Source organism: Microbacterium keratanolyticum, assembly GCF_016907255.1.
GTDB classification, from domain to species: Bacteria; Actinomycetota; Actinomycetes; order Actinomycetales; family Microbacteriaceae; genus Microbacterium; species Microbacterium keratanolyticum.
Genome location: NZ_JAFBBQ010000001.1, coordinates 1,103,331 through 1,120,427 on the forward strand (window position 1 = coordinate 1,103,331; position 17,097 = coordinate 1,120,427).

At 69.1% G+C, this 17,097-nt stretch carries 11 protein-coding genes; all 11 read right to left on the minus strand.

All coding sequences use genetic code 11. The features are described from left to right. Positions 1-58 precede the first annotated feature (58 nt). Positions 59-346: a WXG100 family type VII secretion target gene (locus JOD62_RS05305; protein WP_204938279.1), complete on the minus strand. Its 288-nt coding sequence runs from the start codon at positions 344-346 to the stop codon at positions 59-61. 118 nt (positions 347-464) lie between these two features. Continuing rightward, entirely contained in the window at positions 465-4,976 is a 4,512-nt protein-coding gene (locus JOD62_RS05310) for an FtsK/SpoIIIE domain-containing protein (protein WP_204938280.1), read from the minus strand. Positions 4,977-5,016: 40 nt separating this feature from the next. After that, positions 5,017-6,438, minus strand: a complete 1,422-nt coding sequence (locus tag JOD62_RS05315; protein WP_204938281.1) for an RDD family protein — start codon at positions 6,436-6,438, stop codon at positions 5,017-5,019. Positions 6,439-6,505: 67 nt separating this feature from the next. Further along, positions 6,506-7,231: a hypothetical protein gene (locus JOD62_RS05320; RefSeq protein ID WP_204940064.1), complete on the minus strand. Its 726-nt coding sequence runs from the start codon at positions 7,229-7,231 to the stop codon at positions 6,506-6,508. A gap of 47 nt (positions 7,232-7,278) precedes the next feature. Next, positions 7,279-8,937 (minus strand): serine/threonine-protein kinase, encoded by a 1,659-nt coding sequence (locus JOD62_RS05325; RefSeq protein WP_204938282.1) that lies wholly within the window; start codon positions 8,935-8,937, stop codon positions 7,279-7,281. Beyond that, positions 8,934-10,403: an FHA domain-containing protein gene (locus tag JOD62_RS05330; protein WP_204938283.1), complete on the minus strand. Its 1,470-nt coding sequence runs from the start codon at positions 10,401-10,403 to the stop codon at positions 8,934-8,936. The genes JOD62_RS05325 and JOD62_RS05330 overlap by 4 nt, the downstream gene beginning before the upstream one ends. Next, positions 10,403-11,218 (minus strand): PP2C family protein-serine/threonine phosphatase, encoded by an 816-nt coding sequence (locus JOD62_RS05335; protein WP_204938284.1) that lies wholly within the window; start codon positions 11,216-11,218, stop codon positions 10,403-10,405. Before JOD62_RS05335 ends, JOD62_RS05330 begins: the two co-directional genes overlap by 1 nt. Next, entirely contained in the window at positions 11,215-12,462 is a 1,248-nt protein-coding gene (locus tag JOD62_RS14980; RefSeq protein ID WP_204938285.1) for an RDD family protein, read from the minus strand. The genes JOD62_RS05335 and JOD62_RS14980 overlap by 4 nt, the downstream gene beginning before the upstream one ends. Beyond that, the gene (locus tag JOD62_RS05345; protein ID WP_204938286.1) at positions 12,459-14,837 is read right to left on the minus strand and encodes a transglutaminaseTgpA domain-containing protein; all 2,379 of its coding nucleotides are present in this window, start codon (positions 14,835-14,837) and stop codon (positions 12,459-12,461) included. The genes JOD62_RS14980 and JOD62_RS05345 overlap by 4 nt, the downstream gene beginning before the upstream one ends. After that, complete coding sequence (locus JOD62_RS05350) at positions 14,834-16,093, minus strand: DUF58 domain-containing protein (protein ID WP_204938287.1); 1,260 nt, start codon at positions 16,091-16,093, stop codon at positions 14,834-14,836. Before JOD62_RS05350 ends, JOD62_RS05345 begins: the two co-directional genes overlap by 4 nt. Further along, entirely contained in the window at positions 16,093-17,064 is a 972-nt protein-coding gene (locus JOD62_RS05355) for an AAA family ATPase (protein WP_204938288.1), read from the minus strand. Before JOD62_RS05355 ends, JOD62_RS05350 begins: the two co-directional genes overlap by 1 nt. Positions 17,065-17,097 lie beyond the last annotated feature (33 nt).

Consider the following 17,097-nt stretch of genomic DNA (forward strand, 5'->3'; position numbering starts at 1 on the left):
TGGCGAACGGGGAGGGACCGAAAAGTCGGTCCCTCCCCGTTGACGTGTGTCGTGCGGCTCAGCCGCCGGCGAGCTGCGAGTCCAGGTCCTGGATCGCGCGCATCATGCCGAGGAGCGACTCGGACATGTCGTTGATGCCCTCGACCGCCTCCTTGAGACCGCTGGTCAGGTCGGCGTAGCCCTCGCCGAACTTGCCCGACGCGTGCTGCGTCTTGAAGTCCTCACCCAGAAGGGTGTCCACCTGACCCTTCAGCAGCTCCAGCTGGCCCTGAATGTCATCACGAGCCTGCGACAGCGACGAAGCCACCTGCTCCATCTCTGCATACGACGCTCCGAAATCAGCCATCGTCCCACTCCTCCGTTATCGATCGTCCCGACCCCGAACCGGGCCGACACGTACAGCCTAGAAGCCCTCCGCAACACCCGTCGATGGGGAGAACTCCCCATCGACGCGCCGGCACGCATCACACGAGCCGATCCCCCTCCACAAGCGGCAGCTGCACGGTGACCTGGCGGCCGGCCTGCACGAAGATGCCTCGCCCGTCAGGGAAGTCGTTGCGCTTGACCTTCGGGAACGGCACCTTGAAGACCGCGTCGCCATCGAACGAATCCGGCTTGATGATGATGCCCTTGCGGCCGGCCTTGAAGTCCCCGATGAACCCGAAGCCGCTCGTGACCTGCGTCACGTCGGCATCGCCGATGAGCAGGTGATCGCTGCGGTTGATCGCCTGGAAAAGAGCCTTCATCTCGCGCTCGGCGGGGCTGTCCGCGAACTGCGGGACATCCTCGACGACGACCATCAGACGCATCGGGATCGACTCGTCACCCATGAGCTCAGTGAGCTCCTTGGCGAGCTCCTTCGCGTCCTCCGGTGTGAGCGCACTGCGCGTCCAGTCGGCGTACTCCTTGAGCTGCGCGCGCCGCCCGCCAAAGTGGAACAGCTTCACCTCGGGGTCGAAGCGCCGCATCGACGTGATGAGCGCCTTGAGCGCGTTCGTCTTGCCTGACAGCGGCGGCCCCGCGACGACGAATGTGCCGACGGGATCGAACTCGCGCGGCGCGAGCGTATCTTCTGCGACGCCCAGCACGGGGAACTCGCCGATCCGGTCGGGCAGTTGCCGCACCGCAAGCTGGGTGGGCAGAGCGCCGATCTCGGCGACCTCGCGGGCACCGGCCGCGCGGAGATCGGATGCCAGCTGTTCCAGCAGCTTCGTCTGCTCGGCGACGTTCGGGGTGCCGCCGAGCGTGGCGATCTGCGTCTCCAGCCCGTCGACGATCGCGCGCCCGGGTGCGGAGCGCTCGTCGAGCACGTCCTTCGGCGCGTTGAGCATCGCGTAGGACGACTCGTCCGCGAGCCGCAGGACGACCCGACGCGAGACGTTCGCGCTGACCGCCGTGGGAACCGAGCCGGAGCGGTCGGCGCTCGCGATCACGTGCACGCCCAGCGGGCGGCCCTCGCCGAGGATGCGCATGAACGCCTGGTAGAAGGGCATTCGCGCGGTCGTGGACTCCCACTCGGAGCGGAACTGCGGGAACCCGTCGATCAGGAACAGGATGCGCGGCTCGGCCTGGCCGGTGAGCTCGCGGTACTCGCTGAGGCTCGCGGCGTTCGCGGCGCTGAACTTCTTGCCACGTTCGTCGAGGATGCGTCCGAGCGATCGCAGGATGCGCTGCACGCGCTCGGCGTCATCGCCGGCGATGATCGAGCCGACGTGCGGCAGGGTCTCCAGGCTCTTCAGCGCACCCGATCCGAAGTCGAGGCCATAGACTTCCACGTTCGCACCGGCCTGCATCCCGGCGGCGATCGACAGCGTGCGCAGCACGGTCGACTTGCCGGACCCGCTGGTGCCGTAGACGAGCAGGGAGCCATCGCGGTCGGGGTAGAAGTACGCGGGTTCCTGCAGCTGGCGCTCGGGAACGTCCATCTTCCCGAGCAGGATCTGTCCGTCGCCGAGAACGGGAAGGTCGCGCAGATCGACGGCGCGTTCGAGGTCGTCGAGCCAGGGACGGCGCGGAGCCGGGATGCCCGCCTGCGCGGCCGCCTTCACCAGTGTGGCGACGATCCGCTTCTGGTCGTTCGGACCGAGGTCTTCATCGTGGGAGTCGGACTCCGGGGCCTGCTCGGCCTCCCAGAGCTGGGTCGAGCCGAAGCGGAGCTCGGCGACCTTCACATCCGCGACCTGCTCTTCGTCCGTGGTCCAGCCACCGGCGTAGGCCGACTGGAATCGCACGAGGCGACCCGGGCCGGTCTTGGCGATGCCGCGCCCCGGAATCGAGGGCGGGAAGCTCGCCGCGATGGGATCGTCGACGACGTCCTTCGAGTCGGATTCATCGGCCATCCGCAGGGCGACGCGAAGGTTGGTGTTCGCGCGCAGGTTGTCCTTGATGACACCGGCCGGACGCTGCGTCGCCATGATCAGGTGGATGCCGAGGGAGCGACCGCGCTGCGCGATGTCGACGACGCCGTCGACGAACTCCGGAACCTCTCCGGCGAGGGCAGCGAATTCGTCGATCACGAGTACGAGCGCCGGAGGCGTCTCCGGGTCACGCCGCTTCTCGAGTTCGAGCAGGTCCTTGGCCTTCTTGCGGTTGAACAGGTGCTCGCGGTGGTGCAGCTCGGCCCGCAGGCTCGTCAGCGCACGGCGCACGAGGTGCGGACTCAGGTCGGTCACGAGTCCGACGGTGTGCGGCAGCTCGACGCAGTCGGCGAAGGCGGACCCGCCCTTGTAGTCGACGAAGAGGAAGGTCACGCGATCCGGACTGTGCGCCGCGGCCATGCCGAGCACCCATGCCTGCAGGAACTCGCTCTTGCCGGCGCCGGTCGTCCCGCCCACGAGCGCATGCGGACCCTGCAGACGCAGGTCGAGCGTCATCGCATCGGTCTGCGTCTGCCCGATGATGGCGCGCAGATTGCCGGCCTTCTTCAGGCGCGGCTGCGGCACCCCCGAGCGGTCGATGATCGTGTTGTTCTGCCGCCAGCGGTCGATGATCGCGGAGGCGTCTTCTGCGACCTCGTTGCCGACGAGCGAGAGGAAGCCGACGGAGTTCGGGATGTCGGAGGAGTCTTCCACGACCGTGCTGGAGTCCACGACCGGGGCGAGGCGCTTCGCGAGCATCATCATGTACGCGTGCGAGACGCCCTCGACCTTGACGTCGTCATAGGAGGCCCCGTTGCGCACCGTGCCGACACGGGCATGGTCGAGACCGTTCGTCACGTCGACGAAGCTGCGGCAGGCCGCGGGCAGCGCTTCCACGACGGGAGCGACGAAGAGTCCGTAGACTCCGACATCAGCTCCGCGCTCGAGGATCTGCGTGAGCCGTGCGCGGTCGACCGGCGCATCATTCGTGACGATCACCAGCACCGCGGTCTGCCCGGGGAAGGACGCCTCCTCCGAAGCGCGCTTCACATCCGTGCCGTACAGCATCGGGTCCCAGTCGTCGCCGTACGGCGGACGGCTGGACGTCGGCGCCTTGGCGCGACGCATGACGAGCTCTTCGAGTCCACTCAGCAGTGCCGTGCCGGTGGAGGCGGAGTCGGCGAGCGCCATGTCCTTGAAGGGGTTGCGCTCGCTGGATGTGTGCGGCAGCCACTTCAACCAGTCGAGTTCGTTGGCCCAACCCGGTTCGGTGAGGGCGACGGCGACGAGCTCGTTCGGCGAGTGCATCCCGAACAGCTGCGTCGCGATGCCGCGCAGCGCGTCACCGGCGAGCGAGGTGGGACCCGCGACGCCCAGGGATCCTGCACTCTGCAGCGACTCCAGCACCGGGACGTCATCGATCATCTTGTAGCGCTCGTTGAGCCGGTCCACGCGCTCGACGAACTCGACGAGCGCGTCGGCGTTCTCCATCCGCTTGATGCGCGTGCGCGAGAGGTCCGTGCAGGTCCCCAGTCGCACGGCGAGGAAGTTCCAGTGCTCCGGCCGGCGCGTCCAGAGGAGTGGCCCGAGACGCATCGCCTCGTCGAAGACGTGCGCGACGGCGGGCACCTCTTTCTGGCGCACCTCCCGCTCCTTCGGACGCTCGTGGTAGAGCCGCTCCTCGAGTCGCTCGAACTGCTCCTCGAACGACGCCGTCTCGTGCTTGAGGCGCTGGCCGATGTTGGTGCGCTGCGAGATGTAGTTGCCGAACATCATGAGCGGCGTCATGAGGATGATCAGCAGCGACCGCGGGTTGTTCATGATCATGAACATCGCGGCGCCCAGCAGGATCGGCGCGACGAGCATGGGCCAGGGGAAGAGGCGCTGCACCTGGTCGCGCGGGTAACGCGGCTCGTCGAGCTCCTCGCCGACGTAGCGCTCTTCCACGCGCGGGCTGCGGTTGAACAGCAGGGCACCGCCGCGCTCCAGCACCGGGTCGGCGTCGCGCGCGGAACCGTCGAAGTCACTCACCAGACGCACCACGATCTCGGAGTCACCGAGCGCAAAGGGCTGCCCGGGGATCACGCGCAGACGCTGCACGAGACCGCTGTCGACGAGGATGCCGTTGGCGGAGTTGAGGTCGACGATCTCGACGAAGGTCGCGGCGACCTCGATGCGCGCGTGGCGCTTGGAGACCAGCGGATCCGGCAACGCGATCTCGTTGGCGGCGTCACGGCCGATGAAGAAGTGACCGATGGGCAGCGAGAACTCCTGTCCGGCGGCGGGGCCGGACAGCACGGAGAGCAGCACCGCGGGCTGCGCGCCCGCCGTGCCGGTCGACACATGGTGCTGACCGAGATTCACGACCTCTGCGAGAAAGCCTGAGCCGAGCGGTGCGTCGCCGACGATCAGGTCCGGGCTCAGCAGCGTCAGCTGGTCGCTCGTCGGCGAGGCGACCGAGAGCGTCAGCACGTCACCCGCTCCGGCCGGAATCGTGCGCAGCGGGTCGGTCTGCGCGATCTGCTGCGCGACATCGGCCACGGTCGCGGTCGAGTCCGCCATGACGACGATGTCGGTGAGGGCTGTGCCCGGGCGGCGCAGGGTCAGTTTGACTCTCAACGGTCATCCTCTCGGCGCGGAATGCGCGGCATAGGGGTGCTCACAGCTGCTCGACGCGCAGGCTGCGGTCTCCGAAGTTCACGATGTCGCCGGTGCGAAGTTCGACGGGGTGGCCGGGCAGCAGCATCGTCTCGACACCGTCGCGCACGAGCGCGCTGCCGTTCGTGGAGGCGCGGTCGACGGCCATCGCGCCCCGACGCGCGATCTGGATCGCGAGATGGGTCTTCGACACCGAGCGCGTCTCGTCGTCGATGCGCGCGAGCTGCACGGCGCCCTCGCCCGCGGCGGGGCTCGGCGCCCGTCCGATCAGGGTCGTCGCACGCACCTCGATGCGCTCACCGCTGTCGAGCACGAGGACCGCGCGCACCGGTGAGATCGCCGCTGCGGCGGGAGCGGCTGCGGCCTCCGCGACCGGCGGCATCGGAGGGGCGGATGCGGACGCGGGTCCAGGTTCGACGGGCGCGGCGGGCTCTGCGGGAGCAGGAGGAACCGCAGGCGGGACGGGTGCAGCATCCGCTCGCGGAGTGAAGGGCGTCCCGGTGACCATGCCCGTCGCGGGGACAGGAGCGGCACCGGGCGCACCGGGAGACGCCGTGGGCGCAGGGGTCGGCACGACCGCCGACGCGGGCACCGGCGCCGGCGCAGGTGCTGCGGTCAGGGGGCCTCCGGGCGCGGCCGCCGCCGGGGCTGCCCCGGTCGGTCCTGAGCCGGTCGTGCGGTGCGCACCGAGCACCCCTCCGGAGAACCGCGCGGTCGGGACGTACTCGGCCGGCGCGTGCAGCTCGGTCGGCGTCGCCAGCGAAGGCAGCGGCGCGACCTCCTCGTGGAGGGCCGTCCGAAACTGCTTGCGTGCGATGCGCATGCGCTTGACGTCGTAGGGGTTGAGGCCCGCGCGCACATCGACGAACCATGTCGCCGCGGCGAGATCGAGCCACCCGCGCCCGCGCCGTTCGGAATCCATCAGCGGCGAGAACGCGATGACGAGGACGGGACCGATGATCGGCACGAGGAAGGTCGCGCCGATCAGCAGATAGCGCACGACCGCTCCGCGCCAGAAACCGGGGCGCTCCAGGGTGCGCACGTTGATCGAGCGGATGCCGACCAGACCCTTACCGAACGTGACGCCCTTACGACCGTGCAGGACGAGCTGCACGATCGTGTACGCCGTGATCAGCGCCTGCGAGACGGAGACGCCGACGATCAGCCAGACCAGGTCATCACGCGCGAACAGCGCATCGAGGTCGAGCGCTCCGGAGACCGCGTCGAGGGCGATCGGCACAAGCACGAGCATCCCGGGCAGAGCGAGGAGCAGCGCGAGCGCGAGCTCCAGGACCGTCGCGAGCACACGCCGCCCGAAGGGCGCGGTGCGCAGACCCAGCGCCGCGGCATACGCCGGGTCGGGACGACCGTTCTCGTCGAGTCCTTCGACGGCCTTGGGCGCGTCGTCGATCTCCCAGATCACTGCGTGCTCCTCCTGTGTACTCGCCCGTCGGGTTCGAGGGCGGATGCTGCGCCTGCGGCGCGGTCGTTCATTCGGCGTCGTCGTCGGCGTCGGGCTGCGAATCCAGCAGCACCAGGTCATCCTTGGTGACCAGACGCGAGGCGATCACGTGCTCGACAAGACGCGCGCGCCGGTTCGTCGCGAACGAGCGTGTGCCCCCGCGCATGCCCGGCACACCCACGCGCTCGAACTTCTCGCAGACGTTGTCGAGCTTGCGATTGAAGCGGGTGACCGTCCATCCGAGTCGAGCTGCGGCCGCGGCTGAACTCGGGATCGCGCTCATGCCCGTGCCGTCACGACGAAGCAGCGGCTCGGCGAGCGCGAGCAGGAGCTGCTTCTGTGTGAGCGTCAACGGCACGTCGCCGATCGTCGACTGCCCGTCGCCGTCGAACTCGCGACGGGTCGGGCGGAACGTCGGCTGCGTCGCGTGGATCGTCAGCTCGTAGGTCGTGGGACCGGCGGTGAAGACGATCGTGGTGACCGCGAACACGAGAGGAAGCCGCGCACCGGGCGCGAGCCACGCCTGCACTCCGCCGGTCACATCTGTGACTGTTGCGGTGAGTCGGGTGCCGATGTTGCCCAGCCACCACATCCCATCGGTGTTCGAGACCTCCAGGAAGTGCCGGTGCAAGAACAGGTTGTCGTCGATCGCCAGATCGCCCTCGCGCCCGACGATGAAACGTCCGCCCGGGCTGACGGGGAAGTACTCCCCCGCGAAGTCGACGGTGACCGTGCTGCCGACGGGGTCGGCCAACACGCTGGCGCCTGCTCCCGGCGCGGTGTCCTCTACTTCGATGTCGCTCACGGCGCGCACCCCCGAACTGCCTCAGAACTTCGACCATCCGCACGTCGCAGGATGACCTCGATGCAGGTCTGCCCCTCAGCGACCGGTACTGCAATTGTCGGTTCGCTGATCAGCGCGGGTTTTCCCTCGCCGTTCAAGTCGACCGTGTACCAAAGGTAGCCGTCTCCGTCCTTCGGGGAGGGGTTCTCCCACGTGAAGGTCATCTGCGTGCCGTCGCTCACGCCCACCGGGACGCTCACTTTGGGCACCGCTTCCGGGACGACGTCCTGGGGATCGGCGACCTCGGTCTCTGCCGGCTTCGGTGTGCTGCCGCCCGCGTTGAGCTGCGTGATGACGAGGGCCGACGCTCCGATCAGCACCCCCAGTCCGACGAGCGCGATCAGAATCCACAGCCACGCACGGTTGCCTCGCGGGCGTGGTGCGGCGGCAGGCGGCGCGGGTGCAGCCGGCGCCGGTGCTGACGCGGCGGGGGCCGACGCCGTCGGCGCCGGAGCACTGTCGACGGTGCGCGGCGCGCGCAGCACGGTCGCCTCATCGACGCTGTCGACGAGAGCGGATGCCGCGGGCACCCGGATGACCGTATTGTCGATGTCCCCGACGGGCGCCGCGGGCGGCGCCTCGAAGCGCGGACCGGGACGGTCGAACACGGGGGCTGCGACGGGGGTCGTCGTCGCCGAGGGGCGCGTGGCTGTCGCACTCGGAACCGCCCGCTGGTCCGGCTCGATGTTCGTGATCGCGCGGACGCGCGTCAGGCCGTCGTCATCGTCCTCCAGCTCTTCACCCGGCGCGTGATCGTCGACGATGTCGACCGGCGTCACCGAATGGGAGAGTTCGATCTGCACCTTCTGCAGCGCACGGGCGAAAGCCACGGCGCTCGGGAAACGGTCGTTGGGGTTCTTCGCCATGGCGCGTTCCAGAACGCGCTGCAGGCTCTCCGGAGCATCCGCACGCCCCGTCGGCGACACCGGAGACCGCTCGATGCGCTCGATCAGATCCGCGCCGGTGTTGCGCTCCCCGGGGCGCTCGAACGGCGAACGTCCGGTCAGCAGCGTGTACAGCGTCGCGCCTAGGGCATACACGTCGGAACGCTGATCGCTCTGCGGCTTCTCCGCGAACGACTCCGGCGGAGACCACGGAATCGACATGCCCGTCGCCGCATCCTGACTCGCGGTCGTCGACGCGATGCCGAAGTCGGTCAGCGCAGGACGGTTGTACTCCGTGACGAGAATGTTCGCCGGCTTGATGTCGCGGTGCAGCACGCCCGCGCGGTGCGCCGTCTCGACAGCGCCGGCGACCTGGACACCGACGCGCAGCGCCTCAGCGATGTGGAACGGCTCGCGCCGCGCACGCAGCTGCAGGTTCGGACGCGGGCAGTACTCCATGACCAGGTACGGACGACCGTCGTCGGCGACCCCCGCCTGATAGATCGTGACGATCGCCGGATGCGTCGACAGCATCGCCATGACGTTCGCCTCATGCGTGAACTCCTGTGCCGCCCCGCTGGCGAGACGGTCGGCGAGCAGCACCTTGACGGCGACACGACGTCGCGGCATGGCCTGCTCATACAGGAAGACGTCCGCGAAGCCACCCGTGCCCAGCGGCTCGAGATACGTGAACCCGGGCAGGGTGGGCGGCGGAGACGGCGGCCTGCTCACGGCAGATCCTCGAAGAGCACGGTGACGTCGTCGCCGAGGTCGATCGTGTCACCGCTGATGACGACCGTCTGCTCACCGGGGTGCAGGCGCATCGGCTCGCTCCCCGGTCGCAACAGCACAGAGCCGTTGGTCGTGTGCAGGTCGACCACGACGACGGCACCCTGCTCGGGACGGATCTCCAGGTGGCTTCGCGAGATGTCCTGCTGCGGGCTGTCGACCGCGATCAGGTGCGGGAGCGTCGCCCCCGACGAGCGGGTCGAACGCGGTCGTCGTCCCACGATCACGGTGCGGTCGAGAGGCACGATCTGGCCGGTCGACATCCGGATGCGCGCGCCGGACTCCGCCGCATCCGCCTCGGGCTGGGCGGGCAGCGGAGAAGCCGACGGTACCGGAAGCGGCGGAAGAGGAGGAAGGGGAGGAAGGGGAGGAAGCGGCGGGTCGACGACGGCGGATGCGGCCGCTGCTCGCTCCTCGCGGAGAGCCCGCGCCTGGGCGAGCGAGATCGTCGCCCCGTCGTGGTCGCCGCCGTTGAGCAGCGCGCCGAGCGCGTCGTCCGTCGTCACCCGCACCTGCCCCTCGGGGCCCTGAGGGCGATGGATCGTCTGCGCGAGCGCGGAATCATCCTCGAGCTGCGTATCGACGGGAACGTCCGCGTAGGTGACCTCCGTAGGCAGCAGCGTCTCCGTGCTGACGAACTCCGACGCGGGCGCATCCGGATTCAGAGTGTCGATCGACGCATCATCAGCCAACGGAGGCACCGCGACCAGCGAGGGGATCGAGTCGATCACCGCGCCGGCGACGTCATCCGCAGGGGCGTCGGCAACGGCGTTCGGCTCATCGGCCACGGTCGAAGCGGGTGCCGAGAGCACGGTTGCCTCGACATCGTCCTCCGTGACCGGCTCCGGCACCGCGGCGGGGGCGGGCGGAAGGTCCGGAAGGGCGACGAGCGCGGGACCCTCGTGCGAAAGGGAGCCCTCCGGCCCGGGCGCGGTCTCGATGATCGGGCCGGCGAGCTGCGCATCCGTCGCACGCAGACCACCGAGGATACGCGAGACGCGCACCGCCCCGGAGCCGATCGGCAAGCCCGGGCCGTCCGCGTCCTCTTCGTCCAGCACGATCTCGAAGCCCGTGAGATCGGCGACGAAGCGCTCGCTCCAGGTCGTGACCTCGGCACCCGTGAACGACTCGGTCCCGGCGAGCGACGAGACATGCGCCACGATCTGGCCGCGCACCGCGAGGCGAACGCCCGTGCCGTCACGCACGAGCGCGGCGAACGGCGGAATCTGCGAGAAGCGTCCCCCGTGTCCGCGTGTCAGTCCGTCGACGACGGAGCCGAGCGTGACCTCCTGCTGCAGACTCGCCCAGACACCCTCGATCGCATCGATCGTGGCATCCGGAGCGAGCACGACGATCGCCTGCTCGTTGACAAGCGCGTACCACTGGCCGGACTGGTAGGTGATGTTCATCAGCGTGCCCCTCCCATCGCTTCCTCCCGAGGACGGGTGTCGGAATCGATGTCTGACTCCTCGCCGGCGGCCCCCTCCGGGCGCACCGACACATGCACGGCATCCACGACGATCGCCGTGATGTTGTCTCGTCCGCCCTGCGCGAGCGCCCGTGCGATCAGCTGATCGGCGGCACGCTGCGGGTCGGTGTTCGTGCGCAGGATCTCACGGATCAGCAGATCCGGAACCTCCGATGACAGTCCGTCCGAGCAGACCAGGATGCGGTCGCCGACCTCCGCAGGAACCATCCAGTAGTCGGCCTCGCCGACGCTCCCTGCACCGATCGCACGCGTGATGATGTTGCGACGGCGATCATCGTGCGCGTCGCTCTCGTCGATCTCTCCTGCGTCGATGAGCTCCTGCACGACCGAGTGGTCGATCGTGAGGCGCTCGAGTCCTGTGCCGGTGAGCCGGTAGGTGCGTGAGTCGCCGATGTTGACCACGAGCCAGTAGCCGGTGCCGTCGACGGACGCGACGGCGACGCCGGTCAGCGTCGTTCCCGCGCGGGACTCGCCATCCGCGCCCAGACCGTCGATCGTCGTGCGGGCGCGGGCGAGCGCGAAGCGCAGGTCATCGAGAGTGATCGACGTGCGTCCGACCAGCGGACAGAACGACTCGACGACCGCGGTGCTCGCAACGTCCCCGGCCTCGTGACCGCCCATCCCGTCTGCGACGAAGAACAGCGGCGCGGTCGCGACGAAGGAATCCTCGTTGAGCGAGCGGCGAAGGCCCGTGTGGGTGGCGGCGCCGTGCGTCACGACGATGGGCGTCCTCATTCGTACCCTCCGATGGTGACGATGCGGTCACCGATCTCGAGGGCGTCGCCGATGCGCACGGGCACACGTGCTCCCGGAGGGCAGGCGATCCGTGCGCCGTCGCGGACGATCGTGACGCCGTTCGTCGAGTAGCGGTCGAGCACCCAGGCGCCGGATGACTCCGCCGCGGCCTCGAAGTGCGTCTTCGACAGGGAGAGAGTCTCGTCGCGCACGGCGACGATCGTCGCGCCCTCCTCGTATGCGGGGTTGCGCCCGAAGACCGTGCGACGGGAGACGCGAACTCGCACGCCGTCATCCCAGATGAAGACAAGGCGATGGCCCGGGATGCTGATGCGCGTCGACTCGAGATCATCGTCGAGAGCCGACGGCTCGAACACCTGCGGGGTGGGGGTTTCCGGAACGGCGGATGCCTCGGGAGCAGACGCCGGTGCCGCGACCGGGGTCGCAGGAGCGACGACCGGAGCGGCAGGTTCCGGCCGGGTCGCGGGCGCGGCGGGCACGGCAGGCGGCGAGGTCACGGTGATGCCCGGAACCATGTCGATCAGACCGTCCGATGCGGAAGCAGGCGCTGGCTGCGGAGAGGCCGGCGCGACGGGGGTCGACGCGGGTGCCACCGGTGCGGATGCGACGGGCGCGGGAGGCAGAGGCGGACGCGGTGGGACGACCTGTGCCGACGCCGGAGCACTCGGCACAACGGCCCCGACACCGGTCGCAGTCGCCAGCGTCCGTGGAGGCGATGACGGCAGCGACGGCGCGGCCTCGGCGACGGACGGAGCGGTCACCGCAGCATCCCGCAGGTCGCGCATGAGCGCTCCACCCGCCTTGTCATGCCAGCCCTGGAAGCGGCCTGAACCGTCGAAGAGCGGCGTGAAGTAGCCGACGATGATCGCCGCGGAGAGCCCGAACACCAGATTGCGCAGCAGCGCGCGTCCGAAACCGAGCGGCGCGGAACCATCTTCGCGCACGAGCTGCAGCTTCATGATGCGCATGCCGATCGAACCGCCGCCGCCCTGCATGAACGTGTACACGAGCGTCCAGACCAGCATCACGAGTCCGACGGCTGAGATGCCGAGGGCCATCCCGGCGAGGGCCGTCGCGAGATCCGAGACACCACCGCCGAGGGTGGCGCCCAGCACGATGCCGTAGCCGATTCCGCCGAGGAGACCCGCGATCACGGCGTCGATCAGATAGGCGATGGCCCGACGGGACACAGGTGCGATCGGCCCGATGCCGGGAATGGTCATAGGGTCTCCCTTGTCTGCATGTCACCCTGTACGGGTGACTCCTCGGCGGGCATCGTCTCTGATCGCTTTCGTGCTGTCGCAGCGTTACGCAGATTCTGCCACCCAGCGACCGCGGCGGTGCCCGCGGTCAGTGAGCGCAGACTCAGCCGCGCCCGCATCCTGGCCAGGAAGCCGACGTTCTTCGAGAAGTCGCCGACGATCGCGTCGACCTCCCGCCAGAAGTCGTCGACCTCTTCGGGGCTCGGCTCGGCGGGTCCGAAAACCTGACCGTCCGCCCGTGTCGCCAGCGTGAGCACCGCGGGCTGCGCCAGCGACTCGGAGACCTGCTGGGCCTCCTCGCCGCGCGTCGCACCGGCATCGAAACGTGCGCCGTAGTCGACTGCGCGGTCGGTGAGCTCATCCCAGCCACCGCTGATCTGGTCGGCGGAGCGTTTGGCGTGACGGCGGGTGCGCCGCTTCGCGGCCTTCCACGCGCCGATCAGGATGAACGGTGCCAGCAGCAGGAGCAGGATGCCGGCAGCACCGGCGACGTACAGCACGATGATGCCGAGCGCCGCCAGTGGATTCTCGTCGCCGTCTTCGCTCTCGCGCTCATCTGGCAGCACCGGGGGCAGGTCGACAGGCTCCTGCGGCGGGGGCGGCGGCTGCAGCACCTGCGGCTTCGGATCGACCTTGGGCTTGGTGCTCTGGTCGGCGGGGACCTTGTCGTCCGGCGGGGTCGGGTCGAACGGAACCCATCCGATCTCGGCGAAGTTCACCTCGACCCACGCGTGCAGGGTGTCGCCGGTCGCGGCGAAGGTCGCCTGCGGCTCCTCCTCTTCGGAGGGATAGAACCCCATCACGACGCGCGCCGGAATGCCGACCTCACGTGCGAGCAGTGCCATCGCGACGGCGTACTGCTCGTCGTCGCCGACCATCTGCTCGCCACCGAGAAGCGTCGAGATGCGCTCCGACGTGTGCCCGGCGCGCGAGATGACCTCTCCGGCGAGTCCGTGGCTGAAGAAACCCTCCTCCGAGAGGAAGACCTCGAGGGCGCGCACCTGCTCGATGGCGGTGCCCGCATCCGCGACGGTCTCCGCCGCGAGCGAGGCGATCTCCTCGGGCACCGCAGACTGCTTCGGCATCGAGACGTGGCCGAACTCGGCCTTCGCCAGTCGCGCGTCCGAGACCTTCTCCGGCAGGGTGGTCATCAGGGTGTAGGCGTCTCCTGTGGCCAGTCGGCGTGCGGAGACACCGGTGCTGCTGGAGTCGTTGTAGTAGCTGTTCCGGCGCAGCTCTTCTGCCCGATCGCCGTGGAACACGAACTCGGATGCCTGCCCCGAACCCGGAAGCCAGTAGCCCTTGTACTCGTCGATCGTGAACTCGAGGGTCGCCGGAATCCCCTCGGCTCCGTCGGACATGTTGCCGCGCATCTGGGTGAAGGCTCCTGAAGAGCCGACCCCTCGGTCGGAGACGTTGTAGACGATGCCGTTGTAGGCATCCATCGCACCCAGACGTACGCGTGCACCCTCCGGAAGCCCCTTGACGGTGAAGAGCGTCTCGTCGGCCTGATCTTGAACGATGCCGCGGAAAGACTGCAGCGGGCTCGCGTACTGGCGCACATCGAACGGCGGGATCACGGTGTCGCGGAAGACCTGACGCGGTGCGACCGGTGCGGCGACAGCGCTCGTCGCAACGCCCGCGCCGACGGCGATCGCGAGAACCGCGGCACCGGCGCCCAGCCGTCGCATCCGCATCTGTGCGGCACGGCCCGGGTCGACCTCGCTGACAGAGACCGCGGCATTCTGGGGCGCCCACAGCTGGCGCACGGCGAGCCACGCGATGACGACGACGCCGAAGACGATTCCCTGCGCGATGGGCATCGCAGGCGTCGGGGTGCCCAGCGCGATCACCAGGATCAGGTGGAGTGCGGCGGGAATCAGCGCCCATGCGGGCTGACGCAGGCGCAGCGCGAGAGACGCGGCGACAACGCTCAGGACGAGAGCGAGCAGGAACGGCGCGAGCAGGTGACCGTCGGATGCCGCGACCGGCGCGACCGTCGTGAGCAGCTGCTTCCAGGAGGTGACGATGCCGAACGCGAGCTGGGTGAGGCTCTCCAGCGAGGGGATCACCCCGAAGATCGAGAGATGCGGAAGCGCCAGCGCGCTGCCGAACACGAAGTACACCGCGACGGTCAGGCCGGCGGTGACGAGGATGCCCCAGCCTCGCCAGGTCGCGAAAGCGGCGACGCCGAGGCCCAGCACGAGCCCGCCGATCGTCGCGAGAAGGAACTGTGGGCCGCCGAACGTGGGCCACCAGCCGACGATGCCGACGAGGAGAAGGACGCCGACGACACTGAGGTCGAGGATCCAACGGCGGCGAGGAAGTGCGGTCATGCGAGCACCTTCTGCAGGGCGATGGGGAGCTGATCGAGAGCCCCGACGGTCACGACGTCGGCGTCGCCGATACGACGGAGCGACGGTGACTGCCCGGCTGCGGCGGTGATCGCGAGCACGCGGGATCCGTACGGGAGGCGGGCGCACGAGGCGCGCAGGTCTTCGGGGCGCACCTCGCTGCCGCTGACGAGGACGACGACACTCGCGAGTGGCATCGTCGCCGCGACGACCCCGGCCAGTGCGACGAGTCCGCCCTCCTTGGGCTTGCTGGCTTCGACGCCGGAGAGCGAGTCCAGGAGTCGCTTGCCGCTGTTCGACGGCAGCGAGCGGCCCTGCACACGCAGATCGACGTGCTGCGAGTCCTGCAGCGCGCGCAGGCCCACGGACCCGGCGATCGAGATCGCGAGCTCGAACTCGGCCGGATCGACGTAGTCGGATGCGGCGCAGGAGAGGGCGATCACGAAGTGCGAGCGCCGTGTCTCTTCGTACTGCCGGACCATCATGGTTCCGGTGCGGGCGGTGGAACGCCAGTGCACGCGGCGCAGGTCGTCACCCGGCTGATACTCCTGCAGCGTGTGGAACGACACGTCGTCGCGGGAGAGGTCCGCCGCGGGAAGACCCTCCAGATCGCGCAGGAAACCCAGCGACTGACCGCTGAAGGCGATGGTCTTCGGGTGCACGAACAGGTCGATCGGCTCGTCGCGGTTATGGGTGCGCTCGAAGAGTCCGAGCGGGTCACCCCGGACGACACTCACGGGACCGACCTTCACGATGCCGCGGTTCTGCGTCGGGATCGCGAAGAGCTCTTCGGCCTCTTCTCCCGCCGCAAGGCGCTTGATGCCGAACTCACCACGCCCGCTGCCCACCGGAAGGACGACCCGAGAGGGGAGGATCGCCCGGTTGCTCGGGTTCGCCAGCTTCAGCGCGCCCACGGCCCGCTCGCCGACGACGACGCGTGTGCGTGCGAGGTCGAGCGCCACGTCATAGGCCGTGCGCCCGAGCAGGAAGAGCGCGCACAGCACGATCGTGGCCGCGATCACGGATGCGGCGACCGTGAGCTCCCACCATCCGAGGATCTGCCCGCCGATCCACAGCGCCACCATGAGACCCAGAAGAACCCACGCGAGCGGACGCATCGCCCCGGCGATGAGTGCCGCGCGCCGGCGCAGGCGTGCGCCGATCAGCGCCGCGACGTCACGCCATCCGGCGGTGCGGCTGTCGGGGTTCTCGACCTCCGGCAGAGCTTCGGTCGTCATCAGGCCGCGGACCGTGCCTGCGGGGCTGCAATGCTGTCAAGCACACGGGCAATGACGGTCTCGGGAGTGGTGCCGGCGAACTCCGCCTCGGGGTCGAGCAGCAGACGGTGCATCCACACCGGACGCGCGAGAGCCTTGATGTCGTCGGGAAGCACGTAGTGACGCCCCTGCGACGCCGCCCACACCTTGGCGATGCGGACCATCGCGATCGCGCCGCGCACCGACACGCCCAGGCGGATCGCCGGGTCGTTGCGGGTCGCCTCGACGAGCTGGGCCGCGTAGCTGAGCACAGCGGGCTCGACGTGCGTGGTCGCGGCGAGGTCGGCCATGTCGGCGACGGCGCTCGTCGTGATGATGGGGCTCAGGTGCGCCGAGGGGTTGCGGTCGCTCGCGCCGGCCAGGATCTTCTCGGTGACGGCGAGATCGGGGTAGCCGAGCGAGGTCTTGATGAGGAAGCGGTCGAGCTGTGCTTCGGGCAGCTTGTAGGTTCCGGCCTGCTCGATCGGGTTCTGCGTGGCGATCACGAGGAACGGACGACCCGCCTCGTGGGCGACGCCGTCGATCGTGACGCGCGACTCCTCCATGACCTCGAGCAGCGCGGACTGCGTCTTCGGCGACGCACGGTTGATCTCGTCGGCGAGCACGATCGAGGCGAACACCGGGCCGCGGTGGAACTCGAAGGTGTGCGACTGCTGGTCGTAGATCGTCACACCCGTGACATCCGAGGGCAGCAGGTCCGGCGTGAACTGGATACGGCTGTTTGTCCCCTGGACGGTCGCGGCGAGCGCCTTCGCGAGGCTCGTCTTTCCGGTGCCCGGGGCGTCCTCGAGGAGCACATGCCCTTCGGCGAGCATCGACGACAGCACGAGGCTGACGATCTCACGCTTGCCCTGGAGCGCCTTGTCGACGTTGTCGACGAGACGCTGGAAGGTGCCCTGGAACCAGGCGGCCTGTTCGGCGGTCATTGTCATGAGTTGATGTGTTCCTTGTTGTCGTCGGATGTT